Source organism: Microbacterium sp. LWO12-1.2 (assembly GCF_040675875.1).
Lineage (GTDB): Bacteria > Actinomycetota > Actinomycetes > Actinomycetales > Microbacteriaceae > Microbacterium.
Genome location: NZ_JBEGII010000001.1, coordinates 1,002,851 through 1,016,092 on the forward strand (window position 1 = coordinate 1,002,851; position 13,242 = coordinate 1,016,092).

Below are 13,242 nucleotides of genomic sequence, written 5' to 3' on the forward strand. Positions count from 1 at the left end.
CGCTGATCCAGGCGATCACGCTCGTACAATGGGATGATCATGACTATCCCGCGCAGCGAACCGACGATCATCACCGCCTCGTCGGCAGCCGTCGACGTCGACGGCCGACAGCGATCCTACGAAGTGCGAACCTTCGGGTGCCAGATGAACGTGCACGACTCTGAGCGATTGTCCGGTTCGCTCGAGAGCGCAGGCTATACGCGTGCAGAGCCCGGGACCGAGGCGGACGTCGTCATCATCAACACGTGCGCTGTGCGTGACAACGCCGCGGGCAAGCTCTACGGGACGCTCGGTCAACTCGCTGGGGTCAAGCGGCGCAAGGACGGCATGCAGATCGCCGTGGGCGGTTGTCTCGCTCAGATGGACAAGCAGGCCGTGCTCGACAAGGCGCCATGGGTGGACGTCGTCTTCGGGACGCACAACATGGGCTCGCTGCCGGGTCTTCTCGAGCGCGCGCGCCACAACGGCGAGGCTGAGCTCGAGATCCTCGAGGCGCTGGAGGTGTTCCCGTCGACGCTTCCCACGAAGCGGGACGCCGCCCACAGTGGATGGGTATCGATCTCGGTGGGCTGCAACAACACCTGTACGTTCTGCATCGTGCCGAGCCTGCGCGGTAAGGAGAAGGACCGTCGCCCCGGTGACATCCTGAACGAGATCCGATTGTTGGTCGAAGACGGCGCCCTCGAAGTCACCCTTCTGGGCCAGAACGTCAACTCCTACGGCGTCGAATTCGGTGATCGCCAGGCATTCGGCAAGCTCCTGCGCGCCGCAGGGGAGATCGACGGGCTCGAGCGCATCCGCTTCACCAGCCCGCATCCGGCAGCCTTCACGGACGACGTCATCGATGCGATGGCTGAGACGCCCAACGTCATGCCGCAGCTGCACATGCCGCTGCAGTCCGGAAGCGACCGCATCCTCAAGGCGATGCGGCGCTCTTACCGGAGCGACCGCTTCCTCGGGATTCTCGACCGTGTGCGTGAGCGCATTCCGCACGCGTCGATCACGACCGACATCATCGTGGGCTTCCCCGGCGAGACCGAAGAAGACTTCCAGGACACCATGCGTGTCGTCGAACAGGCACGATTCTCCGGCGCCTTCACGTTCCAGTACTCCATCCGTGAGGGCACCCCCGCCGCCACCATGGAAGACCAGGTGCCGAAGGAGATCGTCCAGGAACGCTACAACCGGCTGATCGCGCTGCAGGAGCGCATCTCGCTCGAGGAGAGCCAGAAGCAGATCGGTCGCGAGGTCGAGGTGCTGGTCTCGACCGGCGAGGGCAAGAAGGATGCCGCGACGAATCGTCTGACCGGTCGCGCTCAGGACAACCGTCTTGTGCACTTCCAGGTCCCCGAGGGATCGGATCTTCCCCGTCCTGGCGACGTGGTCACCGTGACGATCACGCATGCGGCTCCGTTCCACCTGCTCGCCGATGATCCGACCGGCCGTCCGCTGCAGATCCGTCGCACCCGCGGCGGAGACGCCTGGGATCGTGCTCAGGCGGAGTCCTGCGCGGTGCCGGCACCGGCAAGCGACGGCGGACCGCGCGCTGTATCACTCGGGCTCCCGACGCTGCGCGTCGGAGTGTGAACGCGATCCCTGAGCGCGAACCGCTGATGGTGTCGGCGCCTCGTCTCTGGGCGGTCGTCGGTGCGACAGGTACCGGAAAGAGCGACCTCGCGCTCGACCTCGCAGAAGCTCTGCGCGAGCGCGGAAACCACGCCGAGATCGTGAACGCCGACGCGATGCAGCTGTATCGAGGGATGGACATCGGCACGGCGAAGCTGAACCTTGAAGAGCGTCGGGGCATCCCGCACCACCTCTTCGACGTGAGAGAGGTCGAGCAGGAGGCCGCAGTGGCCTGGTATCAGCCGCTCGCTCGTGAAGCGGTCTCCGGGATCCATGAGCGCGGCGGCGATGCGATCCTCGTCGGCGGGTCCGGTCTGTACGTCTCGAGCGTCATCTACGACTTCCAGTTCCCTCCGCGTGATCCGGAGGTGCGCGTGCGACTGGAGCGCGAACTGGAAGAGCAAGGTGTCGCTGCGCTGCTCGACCGTATCCGTGCTCTTGATCCAGAAACCGCGGCGCGCATCGATCCGCGTAACGACCGCCGCGTGGTCCGCGCGCTGGAAGTACTCGAACAGGGCGGCGAGAACCACGGCGCAGCATTGCCCGCGCAACCGGTGTTGTGGCGCCCACACACGCGGCTGATCGGCATGCACGTCGACAGGCCGGAACTGGTCGAGCGGCTCGACGCACGAGTCGAACGGATGTGGGAGTCCGGCCTTCTCGACGAGGTAGCGGGGCTGCGAGAGCAGGGCCTTGAGCGCGGAGTCACGGCGCGGCGTGCGATCGGTTACGCGCAAGCCCTGGGCCAACTCGAGGGTCGACTCACGCGCGCGGAGGCAATCGCCGAGACACAGGCGCTCACCCGCCGCTATGCCCGTCGCCAGGTGTCGTGGTTCAAACGGTACGGCGGGCTCGAATGGCAGCGGCCGCCGGTTGACGTGCGCTCGCTTCTCGAAGGCTGAGGCCTGCCGATGTCGGTGGCCCCTGCGACGCTGGGACCATGACCACGTACTACTACACGGCGTCCAGCCTGGACGGTTTCATCGCGACCCCTGAGCACTCGCTGGAGTGGCTGCTGAAGCAGGACATCGATCACGAGGGCCCGATGGCATATGCGGCGTTCGAGAAGGGCGTCGGTGCGCTCGCGATGGGCGCCTCGACGTACGAGTGGCTGCTCCGCAACCAAGGCGACGAACCGTGGCCGTACGTGCAGCCGACCTGGGTCTTCACGCACCGGGAACTCCCCGCCCCGGAGGGAGCGGATGTCCGATTCGTCCAGGACGATGTGCGCAGGGTGCACAGCGAGATGGTCGCCGCGGCGGGGGAGCAGGGCGTCTGGATCGTCGGCGGGGGAGACCTCGCCGGACAGTTCGCCGACGCCGACCTCGTCGACGAGGTCTGGGTGCAGTTCGCACCTGTCACGCTGGGCGCTGGCTCTCCGCTGCTGCCACGTGCTCTCGAGCTCGAGCTGATCGAGGTGGCAAGGAACCGCAGCTTCCTCTGTGGCCGCTACCGCGTGACGCGGGTATGACCGTGCTCTCTTAGACTCGTGAGTCGGTGCCGATGGTTACGCGAGGAGGGAGAGGCGTGGAGTGGACCATTCGTGCGTTCCAAGATGGTGACACAGAACCCGTGGTGGCTCTGTGGCATGAGGCTGGTCTGACCAGGCCCTGGAACGACCCTCACCTCGACATCGCGCGCAAGCGCTCCGTGCAACCGGAGCTGTTCCTGGTCGCCGCGCTCCCTACGCAGGGGAGCCCTGAGGGAGCGACTGTGATCGGGAGTGTGATGGCAGGGTACGACGGTCATCGGGGCTGGCTGTACTACCTCGCGACGGCAGAGTCCGTGCGTGGACGCGGAGTTGCTCGCGCGCTCGTGCACGAAGCGGCTCCTGGAGGAGATGGGATGCCCGAAGGTGCAACTCATGGTGCGGGAAGGGAATGAGGCGGTCCTCGGGTTCTATGACGCGCTCGGCTATGAGCGCTTCACGGTTGCGAACACGGGGAAGCGCCTCGTCGCCGACGCCTAGCCGAGATCCCTAGACTGGGCTGATGGTCGCATTCACCAAGGGACATGGCACCGGCAACGACTTCATCATCATCGCGGACGCGGATGGGGAACTCGATCTGAGCCCGGAGCAGGTCGCCGTTCTGTGCGACCGTCACTTCGGGATCGGTGCGGACGGTGTGCTCCGGGTCGTGCGATCATCGGCCATCCCGGAGGGCGCAGCCATACTGGCCGAGGAGCCCGACGCCGAATGGTTCATGGACTACCGCAATGCGGACGGTTCGATCGCGGAGATGTGTGGCAACGGCATCCGTGTCTTCGTGCATTTCCTGCTTCGCTCAGGTCTCGCAGAGATCGAACCGGGATCGACGTTGCCGATCGGGACCAGGGCTGGAGTGCGCGACGTGACCAAGAGCGAGTCCGGCTACCAGGTGGACCTCGGGCGCTGGCGACTGTCGGGCGGCGAACCGTTGGTGAAGGCGGACGGACTCACGATCACGCGTCCTGGCATCGGTATCGATGTCGGCAACCCGCACGTCGTGGTGGCTCTCGCATCGGAGGTCGAGCTCGCCTCGCTCGAACTGCACCGCGCCCCTGAGCTGGATCCGGCGCCGCCCGCCGGCGCCAACGTGGAGTTCGTGGTTCCCGGCGACCCGCTGGTGCGCGACGGCATCGGCCATGTGCGTATGCGGGTCAGCGAGCGCGGTGTCGGCGAGACCCTCAGTTGCGGCACGGGCGTGGCCGCGACCGCGCTGGCCGTTCGCTACTGGGCGGGCGAGGCTGCGCCGGACAATTGGCGCGTGGAGGTTCCCGGTGGCACCCTCGGCGTCCGGATGTTCCCCGCGGAGGACGGCGAACACGTTGCGCTCTCCGGCCCGGCCCAGCTCGTCTTCCACGGCGAGGTCGAGCTGATCTGATGTCGACGCCGCGGTGCTTTTTGCCGCCGCCGCGCGAGGCTCAGCTGAGGGTGATCGGCTCTGTCGGCGGGCTGCCGTGCTTGCGCACCTTCAGCACGCGGTAGCCTTTGGCCGTCGTGGTGCGGAAGACGCTGTACCCGGGATGGAACGTCGCCCCGATCCACCGCTGCAGCGAATCGGCGCCGAGGTTGCGCTGGACGACGAGCCAGGCGTCGCTGCGTTCGTCGAGTCGGGGGATCCACCGTTCGAGCAGACCGTGCAGCTCGTTCTTGCCGACCCGGATGGGCGGGTTGGAGCGAATGGTGCGGAAAGTCACCTCGGCGGGAACATCATCGGGCAGCGATGCGTTGACATTGGTGAGTCCGAGCGCTGCCGCATTGCGCCGAACCAGATCGAGCGCACGCTCGTTCACGTCGATGGCCCATACCGTCGCGTGCGGTGCGGCTATGGCCATCGACAGCGTGATGGGACCCCATCCGCTGCCGAGGTCGAGAAGATGGCCTCCCGGTGGCACCGGAGGCATGTTGGCGAGAAGCACTGCGGTGCCGGCATCCAGACGATCCGGGCTGAAGACGCCTCCCGCAGTGGTGACGTCCAGCTCTCGGCCCGCGAGCGTCACATGGATCGCACGCAGGTTCTCAGGACTTGCCGGGGCCGCAGTGAAGTAGTGGTCGGACCCCATACGGTGAGCGTACCGGAGAGCGGGGGCTAAGGTTAAGGCTCGCAACAAAAGCCAGAGATAAGGAACGGATGACGGATACCACGACACCCTCCACGGGCGACGACGCGATGGATCGTGTGCTCGCCCACGCGGAGCCGCGCACAGAGGTACGCACGTTCGGCGCCGCACAGGCGTTGCAGGACGAATCGACCGCTGCGCACTCCACGACTGACGGCAACCAGTGGGATCTCGAAGATCGGCACGCTCTTCGCCGTGTCGGCGGGCTGTCCACGGAGCTGGAAGACGTCACCGAGGTCGAGTACCGTCAGCTGCGCCTGGAGAACGTCGTCCTGGTCGGGGTGTACCCGCAGGGCGCCCAGGAGGATGCGGAGAACTCGCTGCGCGAACTCGCCGCGTTGGCCGAGACCGCTGGCGCCGTCGTACTCGATGGGGTGCTGCAGCGCCGCCCGCACCCGGACGCCGCGACCTATCTCGGTCGGGGCAAGGCCCAAGAACTCAAGGACATCGTCGCCGCAGTCGGTGCCGACACGGTGATCGCCGACACGGAGCTGGCCCCGAGCCAGCGTCGTGCGCTGGAGGATGTGGTGAAGGTCAAGGTCATCGACCGCACCACCGTGATCCTCGACATCTTCAGCCAGCACGCGAAGAGCCGCGAGGGCAAGGCCCAGGTCGAGCTCGCGCAGCTCGAGTACCTGCTCCCGCGTCTGCGCGGCTGGGGTGACTCCATGAGCCGCCAGGCCGGTGGCCAGGTCGGCGCCGGTGGTGCCGGTATGGGTTCCCGCGGTCCTGGTGAGACGAAGATCGAACTCGATCGTCGACGCATCCGCACGAAGATGGCGCTGCTGCGCCGGCAGATCCGTGACTATGCGCCGGCACGAGAGGCCAAGCGCGCCGAGCGCAAGCGCAACACGATCCCCTCCGTGGCGATCGCCGGCTACACGAACGCGGGCAAGTCCAGTCTGCTGAACGCGCTCACGAGCGCCGGCGTGCTCGTCGAGAACGCACTGTTCGCGACGCTCGACGCCACGGTGCGGCGGTCAGAGACTGCCGACGGCCGCGTCTACACGATCACCGACACCGTCGGGTTCGTGCGGAACCTGCCTCACCAGCTCGTCGAGGCATTCCGCTCGACTCTGGAAGAGGTCGGAGATGCCGACGTCGTGCTCCACGTCGTCGACGGCTCGCACCCTGACCCGGCGGGTCAGCTGCAGACTGTCCGCGATGTGATGGGTGATGTCGGCGTGCGTGACATGCCGGAGATCGTGGTCTTCAACAAGGCTGACCTGATTCCCGACGATGAGCGTCTCGTGCTGCGGGGCCTCGAGCCGCGTGCGCACTTCGTCTCCTCGCGTTCCGGCGAGGGCATCGCTGAGCTGCGCTCAGCGATCGAAGAGGCGCTGCCGAAGCCTGCCGTCGAGGTGCACGCGGTCGTTCCGTACGATCGGGGTGACCTGGTCGCGGCGATCCACGAGACCGGGATGCTGCTCTCCGTGCAGCATCAAGAGGACGGCACCGCCGTGCACGCCCGAGTGTCCGAGCGTCTGGCCGCAGAACTGGCTCCGTTCGCTCGTTGACGGTCGTCGTTCACCGTGCCCGACGGGCGAACTGGTCCGGCGCGTCACCGCGCGACGAAACGGGCCTCCACCGTCGCGGCGACCGTGAGTTCTTCCGGCTCGTACTCCATCGCCGGCGCTGAGTCGGCGGCGAATGCGCCTGCGCGTGCCTTCATCAGGGGAACACCGGGGGACGGCTGCCCGCTCGAGATGAGTCCGACATCCGCGATCTCCAACGGAGTGACCGTCGAAAGCCCGAGGGCACCGGCGTAGGCCTCGGCGCGAGTGACGGCGACGCCGACGGCGGTTGCAGCGACCTCGCGCTCGACGCGATCCCGCGTGGTCGGCGTCAGGTGCCAGTCCACCCATCCGACCTCGACGCCGTCCCACGCGGAGATGTCGGAGACCCAGATGGAGAGCTCGGATGCTTCGGTGAACGTCGCCGTGAAGTCGATGCTCGCGTAGTAGACGGGCACGAGCCGCTTGCCCTCGTTGTTCCAGGGGCGCTCGGCGCGCACGGAGAGCCTCTTGCTCGACCAGTCCACCACGACAGCCGTCTCGGCGCGCTCCGTGATGCTCTCGCGCACCGGTTCGCTGAGCCGCATCACATCATCGACGACAGAACCTCGCTCCGGACCTTCGGAGCGGACGGTGACGCGGATGGTGGCACGTTCCGGGGCGATGCGGGCCTCATGCTCCCCGCGGACGGTGATGGTGACTTCGCTCATGCGCCGACTCTACGCCAGCGGGGCGCGGGAATGGCGGGCGGCCGGAATCCGTTGTATTCTGTAATGCTTGGGTCGTTCAACGATTCAAGAGACACAACTCCACAGTGCGACAGCGGCTCCTTCGAGAGAAGGACCACGGGGCTGATCGGTTTCGACAGCGCCTGTGAATCCACGAGAAGCGGGCCGAGGATGCAGAGTTATCTCGTAAACGCTCTCTGCAAAAAAATAGTTGCCGAAACCAAGCGCAACGACTTCGCCCTCGCTGCATAAGCGAGCCCGATAGTCCGTCAGGCCGTATGTGATTCCGATACGGATCCTGGCGTCATTTAGGAATCTTGCTGCGTGATGGCGTCTGGACGTCACGTGGGACTCTTCCCAGGCTGGGCTCGTCGACTTAGGTGTCTGTGACAAAGGTCGGAGCCGAGCAGAACGTCTTCACAGACTGCGCCCGGAGAAGGCGTGGAGACTCAGCGTTGGACGGGGGTTCGATTCCCCCCAGCTCCACCAGGTCGCTGTCGCGAGAGAACCCCGCACCCCCTTGCTTTTGCAGGGAGGTGCGGGGTTCTCTGCGTGTGGGCCTCGGGATCCAGGCACTGGCGGATCCGGTGTGCAGGCGGGGCGGGTTTCGACGGGCGCATTCCTACCTTGTTCGTCGGTATCAACCCGCGATTCCGGTGAATTGGTCTCAATATTCAGTCACATGTAGGGGCTGAATCACTGTGCGCGGAAATGCTGCAATATTCGCGTTCCGAGTATTTGCCGCTCAGCGCAAATTCGCCATTTCTGGGGCTCTGAAGTCCTTGTAGCATCCGACGTATGTCTGAGGTCATATCGGCGGCCAAACCGCCGGTGGGGAGTTTCGACAGGGTTGCAAAGGTCCTGGTCGCCGTGTCGCGCATGGATGCCCCACGCGTCGCTCAGATCGGCGCGCACACCGGCCTTCCCTCGAGTGCCGTCTATCGCTGTCTCACATCGCTGGTGGAGGCGGGGCTCGTCGAGGAGGGGCCGACACGAGGGCGCTACCACGCCGGTGTCGTGACGGTCGCATTGGCCGAGCGGTATCGGCGCAGCGTCCTCAACGGCGACGTCACATCTCGCACACTTCATGCGCTGGCGGCGCACACGCTGGAGTTCGCGGCGTTGCTGGTGCGTCGCGGCGATGACATCGTCTGCATCGACGCCGCGGACGGGTCCCGAGTGCTGCGCTGCACCTTCGTCGTGGGCGAGGTGGTGCCCATGGTCGCGGGAGCAAGCGCGAGCGCGATACTCGCCTTTCTTCCTGACGATGAGGCGGAGGGGGTTCTGGCGCGTCACGGCGTCGTCGGTTCGGACGCCTCTCGTGTGCTGATGTCGCGCGCCGATGTGCGCGAGCGGGGCTTCGCGACGAGTTCAGGCGAGGTGGACGAGGGGGTATGGGGCGTGGCCGCACCGGTGTTCAGAGAAGGCCTCGTGATCGGCGCTGTCGCCACAATGGCACCGGTGTTCCGAGCAGCCCGACTTGCTCGTGCCGCCGCTGCAGCGACGGTGATGGCGGCGAAGGCCCTCTCCGAGCAGGGGCTCCGCCTCTGACCCCCACCTTCTGCACGATCTCAGACCATCCGATGGCTCGGTGTCCCGCTGCTCGTCGCGCACTGCGACGATGCACGCCGCCGTCCTCGGACAACCGAAAGGAGAGTTGACACGATGATGAGTCAACAGACGACGACGACCGGGACCCTGGTCATCGAGCGGAGAACCATCGATATGGTGCCGACGAATGAGCGGCACGGCACTCCGTGGAGCCAGTTCACGCTCTGGTTCGGCGGGAACATGCAGATCACGGCGATCGTGACGGGGCTGATCGCGGTCGCGATCTTCCACGCAGAGCCGCTCACAGCCATCATCGCCGTACTCCTGGGCAACGTCATCGGCGGGGTCACCATGGCGTTGCACTCGGGACAGGGCCCACGCATGGGTCTGCCGCAGATGATCTCGAGTCGCGCGCAGTTCGGCGTGATAGGCGCGACGCTCCCACTCGTCCTCGTCATCTGCATGTACCTGGGATTCGCGTCGACCGGTGCCGCCTTGGCCGGGGATGCCATCAGTCACCTCCTCGGGTTGCCTTCCACCGCCGGCTCCGCTCCCGTCGTCGGGATTCTCATCTTCGGTGCGCTGACGGTGATCGTCTCCGTCTTCGGCTACCAGCTCATTCACGTGATGGGACGGATCGCAACCGTCGCGGGGATCCTCGGATTCGCGTACCTATTCTTCCAGCTCTTCGCGAACTACGACGTCGGTGCGAGCTTCGGAGAAGGCGCGACGGATGCCGCGACGTTCATGGTGTGTCTGACGCTCGGAGCGAGCTGGCAGATGACGTACGCACCGTACGTCGCCGACTACTCGCGATACCTGCCCGCGGACACCCCGGTGTCGACGACCTTCTGGTCGACGTTCCTCGGCAGCGTCACCGGAACGCAGATCTCGATGACACTGGGCATCCTGATCGGCGCGGTCTCGGGGGAGGCCCTCCTCGGAGGACCTGTGGGCTTCGTCGGCCACCTGGCAGGGCCGGCCGCTGCGGCGTTCGTGATCTACCTCGTGATCATCGTCGGCAAGCTCACGGCCAACACTCTCAACGCCTACGGCGGCATCATGAGCACAGTGACGGTGATCACGAGCTTCAACGCGGAGACCCGGATCTCCTCTCGAGCGCGCTCGATCTACATCGTCGTGTTCGTCGCCTTGACAATGGTCATCGCGATCGCCGCGAGCGCGGACTTCCTGAACAACTTCAAGAACTTCGTGCTTCTGCTTCTCGCGGTATTCATCCCGTGGAGCATCATCAATCTGGTCGACTACTACCTGGTCTCCAAGGAGCGCATCGACATTCCCGCACTCTATGACCGGCGGGGGCGCTATGGAGCGGTCAACTGGACGGCACTGGTCTCGTACGCGATCGGCATCGTCGTGCAGATCCCCTTCCTGACGAGCGACACCTACAGCGTGCTGGGCACGTTCAACGGGCCGTTGGCCGATGTGATGGGCGGTATCGACGTCTCGTGGGCTGTGTCGATGATCGTCACCTTCGCGGTCTACTACCCGTGGGCGAAGCGCACGATGAGACCGCCGTCGAGCATGATCTACCCGCGCAACTACTCGCCCGAGCAGACCGGGCAGATCCCGGTGGTCTGACGTGTCATCACATGACACTGCGACCAGAGGAGCCCTCATGACGACAACACGAGACGAGCACGCCGACAGCGTGCAGCCTCTCCCGGAGATCAGCCGTCTGCCCCGCTATCGTCCCGGCAAGCCGGTGATCGAGCGCCCAGGGCTGGTGGGGTTCAAGCTCTCCTCGAATGAGAGCCCCTTCGCACCGCTCCCTGGCGTGATCGCGGCGATGCGGCAGGCTGATCGCCTGAACATCTACCCGGATCCGACCGCGTCGCCCCTGCGGGAGAAGCTCGCCGATCTCCTGGGAGTCCGTGCGTCCAACATCGTGGCCGGGACGGGAAGTCTGGCGGTGCTGAACGACGTTCTGCAGGCGTTCGCGGGACGTCGCACCGACGGCACGGTGGACGAGGTCGTGTACGCCTGGCGGTCGTTCGAGTCCTACCCGATCTCGGTCGGTCAGACCGGAGCGCGAGGCGTTCCGGTGGCGCTTCGTCCCGACATGACGCACGACCTCGAGGGCATGCTCGCGGCGGTGACCGAGCGAACGAGAGTGCTGATCCTGTGCACCCCCAACAATCCGACAGGCCCCGCGCTCCGCCACACCGAGGTCAGGCACTTCCTCGCCCGGCTGCCGTCGCACGTGCTCGTCGTGATCGACGAGGCGTACGTCGAGTACGTGCGTGGCGGCGATCGGCTGGACGCGATGGCGCTGCATCACGAGTTCGCCAACGTGCTCGTGCTGCGCACCTTCTCCAAAGCTCACGGGCTTGCAAGCCTGCGTGTGGGGTACTGCATCGCGCGAGAGCACGTCATCCAGTATCTGGAGGCCGTCGCAGTGCCGTTCTCAGTTCCGCATGCGGCACAGATGGCGGCGATCGCCTCATTGGAGGCTCTGCCGGAGGTGCTCGAACGGGTCGAGCAGACCGTGCAGGAGCGAGAGTGGTTTCGCCAGGAGCTTTCGAGCCTGGGGCTACGTGTCCCGGATGCGCAGGGGAACTTCGTCTGGTTGCCGCTGGGCGGGCGTTCAGCCGAGTTCACCGCGATCTGCAATGCGCAGGCGGTCGCGGTGCGTCAGTTCGGTGCAGAGGGGGTCCGGGTGTCCGTCGGCGTGCGTGCGGCACATGAACGGGTGCTCGATGTCGCCCGCGATCTCGCGTTGTCGAGCGTGAAGGAGTAGGACCGATGGAGGATGTGCAGAAGCCTGCGGACGGGGAAGACGATCTGCGGGGGCTCATCGACGTGCTGGAGCGCGCCTTGCCGGGCCGGGTGCTGTGGAGCGCTGCCGACACGAGCGACTACTCGCACGACCGCTCCCATCACGCGTGGGCTCCCGCGGCCGCCGTGGTGCGGGCGACGACGACGGATGACGTTGCGACGACGGTGCGGGCATGCCATGCCGCGGGAGTGCCCGTGATCGCACGGGGCACGGGCACAGGTCTGGAGGGCGGAGCCAACGCGCTCCCGGGTGATGCGGATCCGGTCACTGGAGTCGTCCCACCCCGGTCGAGAGTCGTGATCATCGAGCTGCGGGGGATGAATCGCATCCTGCGGGTCGACCCGGACTCCGCAGATGCGACGGTCGAAGCGGGTGTACGTCGGAGCGAGCTCAACCCGGTGCTGGCCGCTCATGGTCTGCAGTTCGTGGCGGGCCCTGGCGTGGACGCGTCGATCGGAGGGATGGCCGCGACGCGGGCCAGCGGGACGAACGCCGTCAAGTACGGCACCATGGCCGAGAACGTCCGCGGACTCACGGTGGTCATGGCGGATGGCTCGGTCGTGAGGACTGGCGGTCGCGCGCGCAAGTCATCGGCCGGGTACGACCTCACCCACTTGTTCGTCGGTTCGGAGGGCACCCTCGGGATCATCACCGAGCTCACGCTACGGCTGACACCGATACCCGAGGCTCGTACGCTCACGGTGCTGTCCTTCCCCTCTGTCGAGGCGGCGGCGCGTGTGGTGCAGCGCTGCCTGCAGGTGGGCGTCGACCTGGCCCGCGCTGAACTGCTCGACGCCGTGCAGATCGCGGCGATCAACGCGTACTCGCACACCGGCTTCCGAGAGACATCGACCTTGTTCGTGGAGCTGAGCGGTGAGGCGAGGACTCTCGAGGGGCAAGCGCTACGACTCGATGTCATCGCGGACGCCGCGGGGGTGCTCGAGCGTCGGAAGATCGATCCTGCGGACCAGGAGAGGGTGTGGCAGGTACGTCATGATGCCCTCCCTGCCGCTCAGGCGCTCCGCCCCGATTCGTACACCTGGTCGACCGATGTCTGCGTGCCGATCGCTCATCTCGCTCAGTGCATCACTGAGACGCAGGCTGACATCGAATCCAGCGGGCTCCTCGCCCCGATCGCCGGGCATGTGGGGGATGGCAACTTCCACCTCGCGTTCGTCCTTGCGAACGGGGATGACGTGGAGCGGCAACGCGCGGCCGGACTGTACCGACGGATGATCCGCCGGGCGCTCTCCTTCGGAGGAACGTGCTCGGGTGAGCACGGTATCGGCGAGGGCAAGATGTCGGATCTGATCGATGAGCATCCGACCGGGGTCCCGGTGATGCGTGCCATCAAGCGAGCTCTCGATCCGGAGGGGATCCTCAACCCCGGAAAGATGGTCGACAGCGCCGGGGAGTGAGC

12 protein-coding genes, 1 other RNA gene and 1 pseudogene are annotated in these 13,242 nt (G+C 66.1%); 12 read left to right on the forward strand and 2 right to left on the reverse strand.

The window, feature by feature from the left end; genetic code table 11:
* The first annotated feature begins 39 nt into the window (after window positions 1-39).
* The 6 genes and pseudogenes from miaB (at window position 40) to dapF (ending at window position 4,490) form a co-directional block, all read left to right on the forward strand.
* Window positions 40-1,587, forward strand: a complete 1,548-nt coding sequence (gene miaB, locus MRBLWO12_RS04685; RefSeq protein WP_363553178.1) for a tRNA (N6-isopentenyl adenosine(37)-C2)-methylthiotransferase MiaB — start codon at window positions 40-42, stop codon at window positions 1,585-1,587.
* Between the two features lie 26 nt (window positions 1,588-1,613).
* Window positions 1,614-2,528: a tRNA (adenosine(37)-N6)-dimethylallyltransferase MiaA gene (miaA, locus tag MRBLWO12_RS04690; RefSeq protein ID WP_363558522.1), complete on the forward strand. Its 915-nt coding sequence runs from the start codon at window positions 1,614-1,616 to the stop codon at window positions 2,526-2,528.
* A 38-nt stretch (window positions 2,529-2,566) separates the two neighbouring features.
* Window positions 2,567-3,097: a dihydrofolate reductase family protein gene (locus tag MRBLWO12_RS04695; protein ID WP_363553180.1), complete on the forward strand. Its 531-nt coding sequence runs from the start codon at window positions 2,567-2,569 to the stop codon at window positions 3,095-3,097.
* Window positions 3,098-3,129: 32 nt separating this feature from the next.
* Window positions 3,130-3,393 (forward strand): annotated as a pseudogene (locus tag MRBLWO12_RS04700) (acetyltransferase GCN5); the annotation flags it as partial.
* A gap of 22 nt (window positions 3,394-3,415) precedes the next feature.
* On the forward strand, window positions 3,416-3,595 hold the full coding sequence (locus MRBLWO12_RS04705; protein WP_363558668.1) for a hypothetical protein: 180 nt from the start codon (window positions 3,416-3,418) through the stop codon (window positions 3,593-3,595).
* Between the two features lie 22 nt (window positions 3,596-3,617).
* On the forward strand, window positions 3,618-4,490 hold the full coding sequence (gene dapF / locus MRBLWO12_RS04710; protein ID WP_363553182.1) for a diaminopimelate epimerase: 873 nt from the start codon (window positions 3,618-3,620) through the stop codon (window positions 4,488-4,490).
* A 40-nt stretch (window positions 4,491-4,530) separates the two neighbouring features.
* Here the strand turns inward: dapF and MRBLWO12_RS04715 are convergent, their stop codons facing one another.
* Window positions 4,531-5,172, reverse strand: a complete 642-nt coding sequence (locus tag MRBLWO12_RS04715) for a class I SAM-dependent methyltransferase (RefSeq protein WP_363553184.1) — start codon at window positions 5,170-5,172, stop codon at window positions 4,531-4,533.
* Between the two features lie 68 nt (window positions 5,173-5,240).
* On the opposite strand from MRBLWO12_RS04715, the gene hflX reads away from it, so the two are divergent.
* Window positions 5,241-6,746: a GTPase HflX gene (gene hflX / locus MRBLWO12_RS04720; RefSeq protein ID WP_363553186.1), complete on the forward strand. Its 1,506-nt coding sequence runs from the start codon at window positions 5,241-5,243 to the stop codon at window positions 6,744-6,746.
* A 44-nt stretch (window positions 6,747-6,790) separates the two neighbouring features.
* On the opposite strand, the gene MRBLWO12_RS04725 is transcribed toward hflX, so the two are convergent.
* Entirely contained in the window at window positions 6,791-7,453 is a 663-nt protein-coding gene (locus MRBLWO12_RS04725; protein WP_363553188.1) for an SIMPL domain-containing protein, read from the reverse strand.
* A gap of 137 nt (window positions 7,454-7,590) precedes the next feature.
* Between MRBLWO12_RS04725 and ssrA the strand changes: the two genes are divergently transcribed.
* The 5 genes from ssrA to MRBLWO12_RS04750 all read left to right on the forward strand — a co-directional run bounded on the left by ssrA (window position 7,591) and on the right by MRBLWO12_RS04750 (window position 13,240).
* Window positions 7,591-7,960, forward strand: a transfer-messenger RNA (tmRNA) gene (gene ssrA / locus MRBLWO12_RS04730).
* Window positions 7,961-8,269: 309 nt separating this feature from the next.
* The gene (locus MRBLWO12_RS04735; protein ID WP_363553190.1) at window positions 8,270-9,022 is read left to right on the forward strand and encodes an IclR family transcriptional regulator; all 753 of its coding nucleotides are present in this window, start codon (window positions 8,270-8,272) and stop codon (window positions 9,020-9,022) included.
* Between the two features lie 114 nt (window positions 9,023-9,136).
* Window positions 9,137-10,624 carry a purine-cytosine permease family protein gene (locus MRBLWO12_RS04740; RefSeq protein ID WP_363553192.1) on the forward strand — a complete coding sequence of 496 codons (1,488 nt, stop codon included), beginning with the start codon at window positions 9,137-9,139 and terminating at the stop codon, window positions 10,622-10,624.
* Between the two features lie 37 nt (window positions 10,625-10,661).
* Window positions 10,662-11,783: a histidinol-phosphate transaminase gene (locus MRBLWO12_RS04745; protein ID WP_363553194.1), complete on the forward strand. Its 1,122-nt coding sequence runs from the start codon at window positions 10,662-10,664 to the stop codon at window positions 11,781-11,783.
* 5 nt (window positions 11,784-11,788) lie between these two features.
* Window positions 11,789-13,240: an FAD-binding oxidoreductase gene (locus MRBLWO12_RS04750; protein WP_363553196.1), complete on the forward strand. Its 1,452-nt coding sequence runs from the start codon at window positions 11,789-11,791 to the stop codon at window positions 13,238-13,240.
* The last annotated feature ends 2 nt before the right edge of the window (window positions 13,241-13,242 follow it).